The sequence below is a fragment of the Collinsella sp. LCP21S3_D3 genome (assembly GCF_052118305.1).
Lineage (GTDB): Bacteria > Actinomycetota > Coriobacteriia > Coriobacteriales > Coriobacteriaceae > Collinsella.
The window spans coordinates 131,510-146,163 of record NZ_JBQKHK010000006.1 but is presented as its reverse complement, the minus strand read 5'-3'; the positions used below and the strand labels follow the sequence as shown (position 1 = coordinate 146,163).

General features: G+C 51.3%; 15 protein-coding genes. 2 read left to right on the top strand and 13 right to left on the bottom strand.

Annotated elements, in window-relative coordinates; translation table 11 throughout:
• The first annotated feature begins 225 nt into the window (after positions 1-225).
• Together ACTQ1S_RS04515 and ACTQ1S_RS04510 are read left to right on the top strand one after the other, a co-directional pair.
• Complete coding sequence (locus tag ACTQ1S_RS04515) at positions 226-735, top strand: transglutaminase domain-containing protein (protein WP_441547172.1); 510 nt, start codon at positions 226-228, stop codon at positions 733-735.
• Between the two features lie 19 nt (positions 736-754).
• Positions 755-1,126: a hypothetical protein gene (locus ACTQ1S_RS04510; RefSeq protein ID WP_441547171.1), complete on the top strand. Its 372-nt coding sequence runs from the start codon at positions 755-757 to the stop codon at positions 1,124-1,126.
• A gap of 120 nt (positions 1,127-1,246) precedes the next feature.
• Here ACTQ1S_RS04510 and ACTQ1S_RS04505 read toward each other — a convergent pair whose 3' ends face one another.
• The 13 genes from ACTQ1S_RS04505 to ACTQ1S_RS04445 all read right to left on the bottom strand — a co-directional run bounded on the left by ACTQ1S_RS04505 (position 1,247) and on the right by ACTQ1S_RS04445 (position 14,627).
• Entirely contained in the window at positions 1,247-2,146 is a 900-nt protein-coding gene (locus ACTQ1S_RS04505; RefSeq protein ID WP_441547170.1) for an abortive infection family protein, read from the bottom strand.
• A 278-nt stretch (positions 2,147-2,424) separates the two neighbouring features.
• Complete coding sequence (locus tag ACTQ1S_RS04500) at positions 2,425-3,186, bottom strand: acyltransferase family protein (RefSeq protein WP_441547174.1); 762 nt, start codon at positions 3,184-3,186, stop codon at positions 2,425-2,427.
• A 202-nt stretch (positions 3,187-3,388) separates the two neighbouring features.
• On the bottom strand, positions 3,389-4,606 hold the full coding sequence (locus tag ACTQ1S_RS04495) for a Coenzyme F420 hydrogenase/dehydrogenase, beta subunit C-terminal domain (RefSeq protein ID WP_441547169.1): 1,218 nt from the start codon (positions 4,604-4,606) through the stop codon (positions 3,389-3,391).
• 9 nt (positions 4,607-4,615) lie between these two features.
• Positions 4,616-6,121, bottom strand: a complete 1,506-nt coding sequence (locus ACTQ1S_RS04490) for a lipopolysaccharide biosynthesis protein (protein WP_441547168.1) — start codon at positions 6,119-6,121, stop codon at positions 4,616-4,618.
• Positions 6,114-7,265 carry a polysaccharide pyruvyl transferase family protein gene (locus tag ACTQ1S_RS04485; RefSeq protein ID WP_441547167.1) on the bottom strand — a complete coding sequence of 384 codons (1,152 nt, stop codon included), beginning with the start codon at positions 7,263-7,265 and terminating at the stop codon, positions 6,114-6,116. Before ACTQ1S_RS04485 ends, ACTQ1S_RS04490 begins: the two co-directional genes overlap by 8 nt.
• Positions 7,255-8,388: a glycosyltransferase family 2 protein gene (locus tag ACTQ1S_RS04480; protein ID WP_441547166.1), complete on the bottom strand. Its 1,134-nt coding sequence runs from the start codon at positions 8,386-8,388 to the stop codon at positions 7,255-7,257. The genes ACTQ1S_RS04485 and ACTQ1S_RS04480 overlap by 11 nt, the downstream gene beginning before the upstream one ends.
• Positions 8,381-9,667 (bottom strand): O-antigen ligase family protein, encoded by a 1,287-nt coding sequence (locus ACTQ1S_RS04475; RefSeq protein ID WP_441547165.1) that lies wholly within the window; start codon positions 9,665-9,667, stop codon positions 8,381-8,383. Before ACTQ1S_RS04475 ends, ACTQ1S_RS04480 begins: the two co-directional genes overlap by 8 nt.
• 20 nt (positions 9,668-9,687) lie before the next feature.
• Positions 9,688-10,479, bottom strand: coding sequence for a glycosyltransferase family 32 protein (locus ACTQ1S_RS04470; RefSeq protein WP_441547164.1), 792 nt, complete (start codon positions 10,477-10,479; stop codon positions 9,688-9,690).
• A gap of 19 nt (positions 10,480-10,498) precedes the next feature.
• Entirely contained in the window at positions 10,499-11,194 is a 696-nt protein-coding gene (locus ACTQ1S_RS04465) for an acyltransferase (protein ID WP_441547163.1), read from the bottom strand.
• A gap of 15 nt (positions 11,195-11,209) precedes the next feature.
• Entirely contained in the window at positions 11,210-12,247 is a 1,038-nt protein-coding gene (locus tag ACTQ1S_RS04460; RefSeq protein WP_441547162.1) for a glycosyltransferase family 2 protein, read from the bottom strand.
• Positions 12,247-13,335, bottom strand: a complete 1,089-nt coding sequence (locus ACTQ1S_RS04455) for a glycosyltransferase (protein ID WP_368138878.1) — start codon at positions 13,333-13,335, stop codon at positions 12,247-12,249. The genes ACTQ1S_RS04460 and ACTQ1S_RS04455 overlap by 1 nt, the downstream gene beginning before the upstream one ends.
• A gap of 3 nt (positions 13,336-13,338) precedes the next feature.
• Positions 13,339-13,875 carry an acyltransferase gene (locus ACTQ1S_RS04450; protein WP_117679017.1) on the bottom strand — a complete coding sequence of 179 codons (537 nt, stop codon included), beginning with the start codon at positions 13,873-13,875 and terminating at the stop codon, positions 13,339-13,341.
• Positions 13,876-13,913: 38 nt separating this feature from the next.
• Positions 13,914-14,627 (bottom strand): WecB/TagA/CpsF family glycosyltransferase, encoded by a 714-nt coding sequence (locus ACTQ1S_RS04445; protein ID WP_368138877.1) that lies wholly within the window; start codon positions 14,625-14,627, stop codon positions 13,914-13,916.
• Between the last annotated feature and the right edge of the window lie 27 nt (positions 14,628-14,654).

The window sequence follows — 14,654 nt, the reverse complement described above, 5'->3', positions numbered from 1 at the left end:
GTCCTTTCCTAGAACCTGTTGTTGTGGTGATTTCAGATTCTAGGACGAAGGCCGTTCTTCGTTAAACGAGCGCTAGGGTGTCACCCTTACACCAACATTTTCGACGCGATCGTCTGCGACCCGTCGCGCGCGGCATGGGGCAGCTAATACAGCCTGGGCACCGCGGGCCACGACTTTACCTTTGACTTCACGGCGTCGGGCACGTACCGCATCTACTTCAACTTTATGGACAACGACAGAAACGACCCCCAAAACGACAAGGGGATCTACTACCTGCGCACCACGGCGGAGGTGACCGTAAACGACGCCGCCCGCCCAAGCGTCACACAAATCGTCAACGACGCCGTGGACCTGTGCAGGCAAGAGACAAACGGCTCGGAATACGACATGGCGCTGTGGCTCCACGACTGGACACTCGACCAGCTGGAGTACGACCACAGCCTCAACTGGTGCTCAGCCGAAAGCGGCCTCACGCGCCACCAGGACACCTGCAAGAGCTACCAGCGCATCTACTCCAAGCTCCTTAACGCAGCGGGCATTGCCAACGGCCGTATCACCGGCAACGGCCACACCTGGAACGCCGTAAAGATCGACGGCAAATGGTGCCAGATGGACCTAACCTGGGACGACACCAGCGACAACTGGTACGGAGACCTGGACCAGCGCCATCTATACTTTGGCCTAAACGACGAGCTCATGGCAATCGCCCACTCCGACCACACGGTCGTTCATTAATCAATGCATGTAATACGAATTGAACTTCAAAACAGATGAGGGCTCGCAAGCTCCATCCACTTACGCATGGCTCCTTTACAACAAATGTATGGACCTTTTAAAGCCCGAACAATACCGGATTGAGTATTGGGCCAATGAGCTCGCTCGCAACGAAGGAGCCAGAAAAGCCGCCTTCGAGTTCTTCTCCAAAGACGCCATAAAAGTTATAGACGAACGCGAGCAGGCAAGAATTCTATACATCATATTGGCAGAAATCACCAACCCAACCGAATATCGACTCTCTTATTGGACTAAAGCCATTTCAGCAAATGGCCTCAAATGCGCAGTTGATGAGTTCTGCAAGCAAGGTCTTTTTAAAAAACAATGCCTTCTATATAACATTCGTTATTAGGCACAATCGATACCAGTTAATTAGCCACCTCAACAGCCATAACCACGATGAGCTGTAATACCAAAGACGGCCGAACAAACTGATGACCACTAGCCAACTCGACATGCCATCGCAAACACCTTAGTGTCTATTTCTCTCCGCTCGATGAACAACCGACAGAACAAAATCCGCAACGTTGGCAGCAGCGTTCACAGCAAGCCTTGCATGATAGTCCTCGATGTTCACCCTTGATGCCCCCACTCCGTGAGCATCGCCCTGTTTATTTCTCATCTGGCCAATAGAGTCGACAATTTTATTGAGTCCATTTACCAGGTCGCAAATTCTCCTATCCATTGTCCTATCAGCATGAATGTTATAGAGACATTTGACTTGAGAGAACAGTTTTCCAGCATCGCCACTGCTCGAAGGCTGCACCCCCTTGCGTTCGATAGCCCAACAGAAGACCTCTTCTAGTAGTGTTCTCGCTTTAGTGAGAGCGCTATCAAAATTCCCTAGTTCAATATCTTCCTGGGCCCTATCGGCCATATCTTTGATATAAGAACGGTCAATCGTGTTAATTGAAGGAATAGACATCTCGGGCACGTCATCGACTGACACAATAACGTAGTTATTACCGAAACATCTCAGTTCATGTCCGCCAAAGAATAGTACGCTGTTAATGGCAGCGATAGCACCCTCAACAACCGCGCCATGTCTCCGTTTTATTTCCTCCGGCGTCAAGCCATAAAAGTCATTTTGAAAACGTTCAAGGCTAAAGAAATAGGCCAACATATCAGAGACACGATTATTCTCAATGCAATGCTCAAGCAAGACATTCACATACATCCAGCGGCTAGATGAATCATACGTAGCATCTATTCCAAACTTATTGAGCACCTCAACTAACATAGGGCCCGATTGATACGGAAGAGAGATATCTTCATCAAGCGCATCTGAACGAAACGACTTATCTCCATCCAAGATAGCGTACACGTCCTTGGTCTTTATCAAGTTAAACCCAGCCTGCTCACTCTTAAGCATTAGCCCACCTTAATTTGAACTGAAACGCCTGGCTAATTGTATCTCTCTAAATTAGATGTGATGCAGCGTCGCCAACGAAATACCCAAATCGTCTCGTTCCGCCACTTTTGAAAGTAGCGAGGCCATCCACCGCCCCGCTCCAACATAAAACGTGCGTGATAATCGCTGCTTCATATCCTACAGTGAACGTATCAAATCAAGCAATGCTGTACCCAAAGACAACCCACGATCAAAAGGAAAATCCCGGTTGGCGGAGGAATAACCGGAGCATAACCAAGCTAAACAAAACCGAGCACTTCGCATACTTTGCGCGGTAGCAGCGTAGCTCCCGTAGCAACAACACAAGCAGAGACCACAAGCGTAACTGCCAGATTAACGACAGTTGCCATCAGTAGCGGAATCGCAACAAACCCAAGCACCTTAGTCACCACGCTAAGCACCAAGATATGGCACAGGTAGATTCTAAAGGAGAGGTCACCCAGCTTTACAAGGTGACTGCGTGCAAACAGCTGCCGCAGACGGTGACCTGTCAAACCAATCAACACCACAAGTACCGCAGACGTGGCCATCGAGCTCAGCTTAAGCTGCGTCGTGGCCATGTTGTAATCACCCTGCGCCAACCACGCACAGCCCGATACCAACTGAAGGAATAAACAGGCGACAAGCAACCCAGGCAAAAGAGAGCACCTCCGAGTCGCAGCGCGTCCGACCTTCCCCCAATCAAGACCCAGCACGTAGAACAGAAGCCAAGCCGGAAAGAGCACCTGGACCTGCGCTAGGGCAACCCCAACGATTGCTGCAACCTCACGCACCAGTAGAAAAACCGGCGTGACGCAGTAGACCAAAAGACGGTGCGAACGAAGAACCCGGTACAGCAGCGGTGTGAGCACCACAAGCTGCGCATACACGAGCAGATAGTACATCTGTGCAGATGACGTCCCGAGCAGAACGCCCTTGACGATTCCACCCGCAGTCAGCCGCTGCGTCACCACCAGATAGATGCCGGACCATACCAGATAAGGTATCAGCACCTTGTGCAGACGCTTAGCGAGACCCCCCCCCCCAAAAAAAAAATTTTAGACTCGCTCGTAAGCAACCCAGAAAGGAAGAGAAAACCCGCAACCGCCCAGTTAAGAAACGGTCTCAGCACCACCGAAGCAGCGCACTGGGGAAGGCAGTGAATACAAACCACACACGCAATAGCAAGACCTCGTATCGACTGCAGATACCTATCTCGTGCCATTAGCAACCGCCTTTGGGAACGACCTTGAACACCTTGTGCTTGACCGCTCTGAGCTTGCCACGGAAGCGCTGCTTGAGAGACGGTTTGAAGTCGTACTTAGACATCAGCCCCTCAATACCCATCCCTGAAGCAAGATCTGCCATAAACTCATCGCGCTTCTCATACGGGGCAACCGATTTGACCAGACTAGGATTGCCAGCGAGAACCTGTTCGATGGTCGCAACGTCACAGTCAACGGAGGCCATAATGCCCTTAAAAGCCGTGAAGCCCTTCTCGGTATTACAAATAACCGCAGAGACGCCCTTTGAGTAGTCAACTTCGGGATGGATACCTTGGAATCCCCAGAAGTCGCCCAGGGTGATATCGGAGCCGCAGCCCCTTTTGGCCGGACACATGAAACACGAGGATCTCAGCGAAGCGTTGGCCAAAAACGCCTTCATATACCAGTCTCGATTGAAAATGGTGGACTCGCAAGAAGAAGAAGATGGGTCTTTCTCCGCTATGTACTTATACATAGCGGAGTAAGACAGCCATCCGGCTGTCTTACTCCGCATATTAACGTCGCAGACGCTTGAACCGCGGAGCGAGTTCTTGTAGTCGATCCAATCAGACCAGAGGCGCGGTGCCGGAACGCCATGGCAGATGACGTCGACAGTCAAGAGCAGATTGCTCTCCCCCGCCTTTCCCAGATAGCGCTTGATGCCCGCTACCTGGCACGCGGTGCCAGCGAACAGCACCCGTCGCCCAGAACGGATTGCATCGCGGACTCCCTCGTAAACTTCTCGGTCCACGGAACTCTGAACGTACTTAGATCGCATGACATGGTCGAGGGACGCAACATCCTCGACTACGACATGCTCGACGCGGCGGCAACCGTCAGCCCAGGCGGCACCGCACACGGCACCGCCGTCCGCGAGCACGTCACGCGCCAGAAGGCCGAAGACGCCGCCGCTGGAAGATGCCTCCAGCAGCTCGCCAGACTTTCCCTTGGCCCAGCGAACCTCAAGGGCTTCGTCACCTGCGCACTTGGCAAGCGCGGGACACGCCGACTCGCAAGCACGACACCCGACGCACGCATCGGCATTTATGACAGGGCGCACGAAGCCGAAGTCGTCCGCTTGCATGGAAATGCAGGCCTTAGGGCACTTGGCGGCGCATGCGCCACAGCCGCAGCAGGCATCACCGAGCTTGGATATCTTTATCTCATCATGAGGCACAGCGAACTCCTAACGAAGAAACGGTAGCCGCGCGGCGAGCATCTTCTTCTCGCCGGCATCGAGCACAAAGATCCACATGGCAGCCGCGAACAGAACGGTGTAGACGACACCCCAGCAGAAGAACATAACCCAGCCCGTGACGGGTGCAAGGCAAGATCCCGACAGGCACACTACGAGGACACAGGCGGAGGCCAGCAGCACGGGCAGATTGCGGCGCCAGTAGAATCCCATGTCGAGCCCGATTTTCTTCTGGTAGTACCAGTTCATAAAGATACCGTTGCCCAACAAGATGCTCAGAATGTAGGCGGTAGCTGGAGCCCAGTAGCCCAAAACAGGCGACATAACCCAGGTAAACGCAACGTTAATGCCAGCCATGCAGAGATAGACAACGGAGCGGGCCTTGTGCTTGTTCTTGGCGCGCTGAATCTCAATACCCGTATTCTGGCAGAGCGGAATGACCAAAGGAAGCGCCATAGTACTGATAAGCCAATAGGCGTCCATGAAGCCCTCGCCGGCCCATTTGACGATGAAAAAACGGCCGAGAAGAACAAACCCGCAGTAGATCCAGCAGAAGAGAAACATCTGGTAGCGGCCCACTCGCGTCATGAGACGGGTAAGCTCTGCATTGTCGTCGCTCTCGGCCACGATGCGGTTAATCTTGGGCACGAAAACGTTCGACATAACGGTGGAAAGTGAGACAAAAATGCCCCTGATATTAATCGAAACCGCGAAAACAGAGACCGCCACCGCGCCTGAGAGCGCACCGAGGATCATATTCGGCACGCTCTGGTTGACCAAATCGCAGACCTGGTTACCAAAGATCCATGCACTGAATGCGGCAATTGCGCGGAAGAGAGACCCGTCGAAGCGAGAGATGTCGAACTTCATGCCGAGCTTAACGATTGCGAACCGGGCATTAAGGACCAGCAGCGTTAAAGTCACCGCGAGCTGAGCCACCGCGACGCCCACCGCACCCATCCCAACGTTGAGCAGAACGAACGCGACGCCGGGAGTGGCAAGTGAAGTGAACATTTGTCGCGACTGCTGGAACTTAAACTGCTCGTGGGCGAGAATATAGGCATCAAACACGGTCGAGAACAACGTCGCTGCAACGTTGAACGACATGATTGCCATAAGCTCTCCGGCAAGCCCCACCTGTTCGGACGTAAAGCTTCCTGCAAAGAACGTCGTCACGTTCGCCGAAAAGAGAAGACCAAGCGAAAGCGCCACAGCACAGACCACGATATAGAGCATGAGGTACATACCGTTAAGCCTACGAATATCGCACTCGTCGCCCTTTGCTTTTTCCTGCGTGTAAAAGCGAATATAGGCCTCAGAGAATCCGAAGGTGAGCAGAGTGAGCGAGAAGACGAAGGAGTTCGACGTCTGGAACACGCCGTAGTCAGCCTGTCCCACGAACGACAGGAGCATCGGCGTGTAGACAAGGTTCACAAGGTTCTTGACGACAATGTTCGCGTAGCCGAGGACCGCGCCGGCCTTGCGTTGGCTAATCATTCAAACAACCCTTCAGATACTCCATAAAGGCGGAACGCTGCCGCTCAATAGCCTCAGCAACGTTTTCATAGTCAGAAGCCGCAGAAAAATCAATGTCTTTTCCGTCGTAGATCTTGCCCTGAATCCCCAACGCCTCAGAAAGAGAAGTAAGTCGAGAAAACATGCTGCCGCCACCGTCGGCACGTTGAATAATGGTAAGCGGCGTTTCCATGATGGCCGAAAAGACGCTAGCGTGAAAAGAGTCAGTAACAACATGACTCGCGTGTGAGATTAGCGAGATAAACTCAGCGGGACCCGCACCGGGTTCCCCCTCATCATTCCTATCGCTCAAAGAGACAACAGGTAGCTCTCCCCCTCTTGTGGCTGAATAAATGACCTTTTCATAGTCTCCAGAATGGGAACCAAGCACATAGGAAAAAACATAAGGCTCCCTAGGAGTGACTTCATCATTCGATACCTCAAGCCAAACCGGCTTAGGAACAGCAAGGGTTGGGTCGCAAACAACAAGGGCTTTCTTGCCGGTAAGTTCCTCAATAATCTCCGCTCCACGCGCTTCCCTGATGGATAGATTATTGAAACCGCTAAGGCCTTCAGCAAGCCATTTGGACTGCCTTGAATTCAAGGTATCTAGACCAATGCTGGGAGCTGTAGTCAGACGTTGTTCGCGCCGAGCAAAGCGCAGAAAATACCAGTCGAGCGACTCTTTTCTTGCATGAGGGTCTACAAATGCATGATATGCCCTATCGATACCACTGTAGAGTGAGTTTTGCCATGCGTAGCAAGGATTCCAAACTTGATCGCTGCCTACGGCAAAATAAGAAAACTCATCTGCGCAAACATCTACAACGGAAAGTATTTTTCGTGTCTCAATACCGGCGCCGAATCGTGAAAACGCTTGGCCCCTAGCATCAAGAAAGGGATAAACCGACTCGGTCTCCTTGCCTCGCACAACGCTCTTCAATAACCTTTTGGGATGCGCTGCCAAAGGCTCTTTATGATTAAAGGATAAGTAGATCGGACGATACCCAAGACTTCTGTAGATATTCGACGTGGCAAACAACTGAAGCTTATTCCCGTAGTTGAAATCACCCGATAAAGTGATTATCCCAATTGCCCGGTCACTATCTTTACGATTAATTAACATCACTTGAACCTCTCAAATTACGCTTAAAGAAATCTGCCCATTTATGTAACGTGGCCCATAACCTAGCCCACAGGAAAGCGGTTTCAGCATCGCCTCTCACCAAAGCGTTCATCATGGGCTGGAAACGTCGCTTGTAGCCAATCAAGACGACGTTTCCCCTGCACCTTTCCAAACAGTGCATAATACAGGAGTCAAGTGCAACGCTGCGCCAAGTGCTAATCGCCTCTCTCGTTTGCTCAACGCCAGTCAAAGAGCCCGCTCTCAGCAGCTTAGTCAGAATCTCCCTCAAAACCAGCTTATCAGCTGTTTTCACGGTCACTTTTCCATCATCGACAAGCTCAAAAGACCTCGTGGCAAATAGAGGAATATCAGCACCATCCTCGGGATTCACTTTCCCAACGGTCGAAGACTCACCAAGATCCCAACAATAAATGGGCGATGAGGGCCAAAATAGCACTCTACTTACACCGGGGAAAGTGAGGTAGGCGATGTTGAAAAGCCTGTCCTCCGAAAAACGAACGCCTCTCGGAAATGGACCAAATCCAGAGAGCCCGGAATCAACCAGAGACTGCAAAAAACTCCTCTGATAGAGCCTGGCACATGGGGAATTAACTTCAAAGAAAGTACCTGGTAAAGTTACAGTCCGTGGAAATCCAGCCGCAGTTGCCATGCTTTCAACTATCTCACGAGCACTGACCTCGAAACTGAAAGCTGCGCAAGAATCCTGTGGAGCTTCCGAAGTCACCCCATTATCCGAGACCAACATGGGAAACACATGCAGCTGCGCAGACGTATCACGAGCCGCAGACACTAGCGAAGGTGCGCCGGAGTTTAACAGCACATCATCAGAATCTAGAAACATGACCCACCGCGCGGTCGCAAAGGAAACGCCAGTATTCCTAGCTTCAGATCTACCTTTATTCTTCTGATTAATCAGAAGAATATTCGTATGAGATTGTTCCAGTTTTTCAACGACAGCTTGAGTCTCATCAGTGGAACCGTCGTTCACGACGATGATCTCCCATTGAAGGGCAGTGTCGAAATCCAGGACGCTATTGATGGCTCGCTCCACAGTACGCTCAGCATTATAGGCAGGAATCACAACTGAAATATCCTTATCCAACAGAGAATACCTCCTTATTGCTTGCAGACAGCTCCGATGGCATAGATGCGCGCAGGTCCAAGGAGACCGAAACGGTTATTCCAACCGCAAGCAAATAAGGCATAAAGTAGTACTGCGAGCCGAATAGCGATCCAGAGCTGAACCCATAAATTAAAGCGAAAATCTGTAAACAAAGCGAAGTCTTCAAATGGCCGGAGCACTCAATCGATTTGCTTTTGATTGAAAGATAGAAGGTAACAATAAGGCTGGCACAAATAAGTAAAATCGCAAAAGCAGCCCCTACGATTCCCGTCTCATATAGGAGGTTATATAGCTCGTTATGGGCAATAATGGTCGTCGTGAACCCGTCAGCCCAAACATAAAAATAGGTTGTCCAGCCATTGCCGAATATCGGGCTGCGTTCCCAGCCCGATAGGGCAAAGTCCCAGAGCAGGTGACGTCCAGAATCGACGTCGTCGAGATTGTTGGCTGCAAACGTATCGGTGAACCTAGCAATAGTGTCAGCAATTGCTGGGATATACGCAGACGCCACCTCAATTACGCCCAGGGTAATCACGGCTACGAGCAAGGCTTTTCCAAATCTGCCCTTATTCGAGGACGATGCAAGATAGACAAAGAGCACAGCAACTATGCTGAACATAAGGTGAGCCCTCTTGGTGGTCAAAAAAAGCGCCACAAAGAAAACCATGGCCAATACACCGATTATCTTGTGCTTGGGGCGATTTTTGAAGAACAGAAAAGAGCAGCTAGCGATAATAAAACCCAGGGCATTGTACGTACCGTTGTTGCTGTAGTGAGTCGTCAAACCCGAGCGGTAGTCAGTTGCATTAACTTCCATGGGGAAAAAGGCAGCCTTTATGGGCGCATAGAGGTCAGGGAAGACGCATAGCACTATAGTTGAGATGGAATAGACCGACAGTAGCAGGATGCAAATCCAGGCCGTCTCATCAATCCAGCCCGTCCCAATGGAAGCAAACAGCATCACAATAGCAAACAAAACGAGGGCAAGTGTCAGCTCTGGGCGCAGACCGTGATGCGTCAGGCAGCTGACCAAAGCAAACAAGGAAAACAACACCCACACCAAGAGAAGCGAGATATTCTGAAGTTTGACTTCTGTGAGAAAGCCACTTTTGAAACTGTAAGCCATAGCCAAGAACGTACCGAGAAGCAGCAAGCCGAGCTGAATCTTCTCCGGTATGAACTGGGGGAAGAAGCAATAAGAGGCAAAGCAGAGGATGATGATCCTGAGCGTTAGCCTTTTCTGCGATTCTGAGTTCATACAACCTACCTGTTTGTCCGTTAATGAAAGCTCTTAAACTTCACCGTGGCGAAAAAAACGGCCACGCAATTTGCGACTCGCTCAGGGACTCCCTTAGAAAGAAGCCTTGAATAGACTGCATGTTTATATTTGCGCCTTGGGGTAAACCATGACATTGAGAAATGATGGATGCAGCGGGTGTTATCTGTTAGAACAATAGAGCCTGTAAGGTAATCTTTTGGATTGAAATATTCTACTGGATAAACCGTAAAACCATTCGCATGCCAGAATCCATCAGGGAAGATCCGGGCGTATCTATTAACGATCTCGGTCGTACGGTCGACGATAGTCTTATCATTATAGGAGCCATCAGACTTAATAAAATGCTCTCCCGCATACTCGGCAAGCACCTCATCCAACAAAGGATCATTTGGACGCGAGGCAAATCCAAGTCCAGGATTTACTGTACCCAGACCTCCGTCTAATCCCATCGTCTCCATGCCAAGAAAGGGCCCACGTTCTAAGATGTCATCAATGGCATTAACGACTTCGACATCAGTGTCGAAGTAGATGCCACCATAGCGGCTAATAATATCCAGCCTTGCGTAATCGGAGACAAAAGCCCATTTCTTAGCAGAATATGCTTCACGAACATAATCGCAACAATCAACATCCCAATTGCTTTCATTCCAAAGTTTTATTTCATAACCAGGAAGATATTTCTTCCACGATTCAATACATGCTATCTCGTCAGGGCCCAAAGGATTACCCCCGAACCAGCAGTAATGTATGGTCTTTGGAATTGTCGTCTCTTTAATCATGTCGGTCGTCATCTAATCCGCCTTGTTAGCATTAGCAATCATCAAGAAATTCCCCATAGTTCCTGTAGGTCCTCGCATCCTTCATCCACTTTAAGCTCTTATCCCATGTGCCCATTAGCATCGTCTGCGACTCATGCACACCGCAGAGATGCTCGGGATCCGCGAACAGCGGGAAGTACTCGCGAATCTCCTCTGGCTTGGGATCGCGATCCAGCTTCGCCCGGAAGCAACGCACATACTCCTTGGCCTCCTCGACCTGTGCGGCGGCACGCTTCTCCCGGTAGTGTTCGAGCGAGCAAATCCGCCGAGCGGGCACCCCCCCCCCCCAAACCGAATCTCCCTCGACATGGCCGCTCACCACAGCATGGGCACCGATGATCACGTTATCCTCAATAGTCGTACCGCACAGAATGGTGGCGCCCCATCCGACGAAAACATTGTTGCCGATGGTAACCGGCTTCTCGTTACCCAGAACCTCACCAGTCTTGCCCTTTACAACAGACCAACTGAAGTCATGAGTCAGGATAGTAATCGGTCCGGTGAGATTAACGTGATCTCCAATGGTCAAAAGGTGTGGATCGGTCACGTCGACATGCGTTTCTCCCGGACAATGAAACGTAACGTCCTCCCCGATAGTGACCCCGCACGAGCGCAGGTATTTCAAGTAACCCTCGTTATTCACAAGAAGTTTGTTGTAAACCTTCCTCACAACATCTTTCAAAGCCATTCTTGCAACTCCAATCTAGAAAAAACCGAGCGCCGCAGCCATATAGAGAACGTTCGCGGCTCTCCGCTTCAGCAGCTCCACAAAGGCCCTCTGCGCAAAACCAAGTCTCTTGCTCGGATATTCGTCTATCACCCTCAGCAGCCGCTGATCGCCTGCCATCTTCCGTATGGCACTGCAAGCGTCGTGTCGGCTCTTGCCGCTCACACGGGATACTTCCTGCGAGATGCACATCTTCATATAGATGAACAGCGTCTTCGTCAGTCTCAAAACGCAATCCGCCTCAGCGGGCGAGTTCGCCACGAGCCGGAGAGCGTAGTCAAAGAAGTACAGGCACGCCTCGAAGCGGTCCGGCCTGTACGAGGTCGTGAGGGACGAAAGATTAGTGCGGTACGAATAGCCCACGCAGCTCGTCGTCGCCACCTTGCTGCAGGTTCGCAGAAACATGAACTTGAAAACAAAGTCCTCGCTAATCACCTCGCGCTCCGAGGGGAAGCGGAGGTCGTACTCGTCTATGTTCGTCTTTGCGAACAAGGACGAACATGCCGACATCGGAATCGAGTCAGACGCTTCGGGGGCGCTTCCACAAACGCGGGGGATGAACTTCATCGCCAGCTCATTGCCCTCCCACACGGCATCCTCGAGCTTGAATTCGAACTGGGAGTTCCCCTCGCCGTCGCGCTTGGTGAACCCGCCCAGCACGCAGTCCGCCCCGGTATCCTCTATAGCGCGGACAAACGTCGCGACCATGCCAGGTTCGAGCCAGTCGTCAGAGTCAACAAACATCACGTGCGTGGTCTCAGAGCGCAGGCTGTCGAGCCCCGTGTTGCGCGCGAAGCCCAAACCCGCGTTCTCCTTGTGCACCGTCCGAACGCAATCGTTTTCGGCGGATAGGCGCTCGCACAGCTCACCTGACCCGTCGGTCGATCCGTCGTCGACGAGCAGTATCTCGAACACCGAGTACGACTGCTCAAGAATGGAGCGAACGCACCGCTCGAGATAATGTTCCACGTTATACACGGGAATAATGACAGTTATCTTCAATGCAGAATTCATCAGCCAGCAAGCTCCTCGTACATATTGAGAACAGAATCAAAACAAGCCGGCTGCGAGTAACCCGCTTTTTCTACCACGTCTACATTGCGAATCGAACGCGATCGCATGCGAACCAAGAAACCATCTGCAGCATTTGCCCAACAAAACTCGCCGTCATCTAAGGAAAGACGTGAGCAAAGCTCAGGGGCAATCACGACCTCATTGGTTATCGCGTTGCTCATAACAACCGCAAGCCCAGTCGCTTGGGCCTCGATAAGGTTAATCGGCAGTCCTTCATATTTAGAGGGAGCGAAGAGGACATCCATCGCGCAATAATAACGCTCAACATCGTCAACGCGACCAGCACAAATGCAGCGACCCTCGCTAATCAATCCTGCCGCATGGCACTTAAAGCTATCGAACAGCTCCCCATCGCCACAAACAAGCAGGAAAGCATCAGAATTCCGCTTTGCATACTCTTCAAATATATTTAGAACAAATAAAGGATTCTTGGCATCGACAAAACTTGCCGCGAAACCAAGAACCGGAGCGTTTTCAGGGATTCCATACGCTTGACGTACCTCAGAGCGAGAGGCTTCATTAAATTCGAAACGACTGACATCAATCCCATTGAAGGCTACATGATATTCACCACCAGCAAATAGAAAATCACCTGCTGCATGTGAACACGCTAGCTTCCCCGAACAATCTTTTAGATACAGCTTTCGCTCAATGTTAGTGAAAAGATTCTTTGCGCCTCTCGACCTATTACCGAAAGAGCTGTTGTGCGAATGAACAATCGCCTTAGCTCCAGCTTTAACAGTTAGATGAGCAAAATGGAATACTAGCCCATTGTTGCCGTGAATATGGACGATGTCATAACCCCCGTCAGCAACAAACGCTGAGACAGCAGTGCCGCTGATAAGAGCTCCCTTAACCCCACCAGAGACTAATGGGCCAGCGCCGGCGACGCGAATGCTATCAACCGCCGTAGTCACTGAGACCACACTGCAGTCAATTCCATTAGCGCTTGCTACGGCAACCAAGTCCTCGACATACCGCTCGACACCGCCGCCGCTCCATTTGAGGACAAGCTCTAGAACCTTCACGGGCTACCTTTCGTCCAAATCGAAATCTTGTCGCTCGGAGTGCTTCTTTGCAAAGCCGTGAACATCGGATATAACCGTTGCGGGATTGCCGCTAACGATAGATCCAGCCGGGATACTCCCCCGCACCACGGCCCCTGAGCCCACAATGCAGTTATCGCCTAAAACGGCCCCAGGCATGATGATTGACCGCGCACCGATAAAGCAGTTACTGCCGATTTTGACAGGGCGTCTGATGACCCTATGGCGCTCCGCGGCATCGATACCCACTGCCCTAAATGCATTGTTAATGCTGTAGTCATGAACGAGCACGACCACATCGAATGAAATGGTGCAATCATCACCGATTTCAATCATGTCATAGCCCGACGAATCCAAAAAAACAGTCGGGCTGATCCAGCAGTCACCAGGCTTTTCATTAATCTTTACACCCAGCTTTCGGAGAAACTTTGGGTATTGGCGAATAAAAGCCGGCTTATTAAGCTTGTCCAGCCACCAGTAGTAGCTATTGAGCGCCTTGAGCGCATATGTCTTGAGTCCCATCCGCTCTCTCCCATATATTTCTACTCACCGGAAGTACATCACTGCGCCGAGCGCTTAAAGCACATCGCAAGAAAATGCCAACTGTCAATAAAGTAGCGCCTGAACAGGCGTTTCGGCTCCTTAAGGAAGCGATACAGCCACTCAATACCTGCGCGACTCACCCATTCGGGCGCACGTTGTACATTACCGGCAAGAAAGTCCACCGTAGCGCCACAAGAGATGGAAACAGGAGCCCTGTAAATGTCGCGGTTGCCCTCAACGAAGATCTCCTGCTTAGGGCAAGAAAGACACGCCAGAAGGATATCCGGCTTAGCCTCGACAAGCATTTTATTGATTTTCTCGAGCTCGGCAGAGTCCTTCTCGAAGCCAAACATTGGCGAATACGCCCCCACGACCTTAAGGCCGGGATGCTCGGCGACCAGATTATCGCGCGCCACCTCAGGAACGCCATCTTTACCGCCCAAGATAAACACCGAAAACCCCTCACGCTCGGCCATAGCACATACAGCGGGCACGAAGTCGCTGCCCGAAACCTTCTCGGGTAACGGGATGCCACGCTTCTGTGCAACCTTCAGAGGCGGCTTGCCGTCCATAAGAGAGAGATCGCAGTGTGCGATGGCATCCTTCAGGGCGGGGTTCTTATCCGCTTTAACCATCACGTCAACGTTGAGGAAGAGCACATGCGAAGGCTCAGCGTCCCGGGCTAGCTCCCTAACGAGCTCGAGGGCTTCGTCGCTCGTGAGAGCATCCACGGGCACCCCGAGGAAGTCATATCGTTT

Bases quoted from the DNA above. Each gene is read 5' to 3' on its own strand.
- ACTQ1S_RS04450 (WP_117679017.1), bottom strand. From the start codon at position 13,875: ATGGGACTCAAGACATATGCGCTCAAGGCGCTCAATAGCTACTACTGG.
- ACTQ1S_RS04515 (WP_441547172.1), top strand. From the start codon at position 226: ATGGACAACGACAGAAACGACCCCCAAAACGACAAGGGGATCTACTAC.
- ACTQ1S_RS04465 (WP_441547163.1), bottom strand. From the start codon at position 11,194: ATGGCTTTGAAAGATGTTGTGAGGAAGGTTTACAACAAACTTCTTGTG.
- ACTQ1S_RS04470 (WP_441547164.1), bottom strand. From the start codon at position 10,479: ATGACGACCGACATGATTAAAGAGACGACAATTCCAAAGACCATACAT.
- ACTQ1S_RS04460 (WP_441547162.1), bottom strand. From the start codon at position 12,247: ATGAATTCTGCATTGAAGATAACTGTCATTATTCCCGTGTATAACGTG.
- ACTQ1S_RS04485 (WP_441547167.1), bottom strand. From the start codon at position 7,265: ATGTTAATTAATCGTAAAGATAGTGACCGGGCAATTGGGATAATCACT.
- ACTQ1S_RS04505 (WP_441547170.1), bottom strand. From the start codon at position 2,146: ATGCTTAAGAGTGAGCAGGCTGGGTTTAACTTGATAAAGACCAAGGAC.
- ACTQ1S_RS04490 (WP_441547168.1), bottom strand. From the start codon at position 6,121: ATGATTAGCCAACGCAAGGCCGGCGCGGTCCTCGGCTACGCGAACATT.
- ACTQ1S_RS04475 (WP_441547165.1), bottom strand. From the start codon at position 9,667: ATGAACTCAGAATCGCAGAAAAGGCTAACGCTCAGGATCATCATCCTC.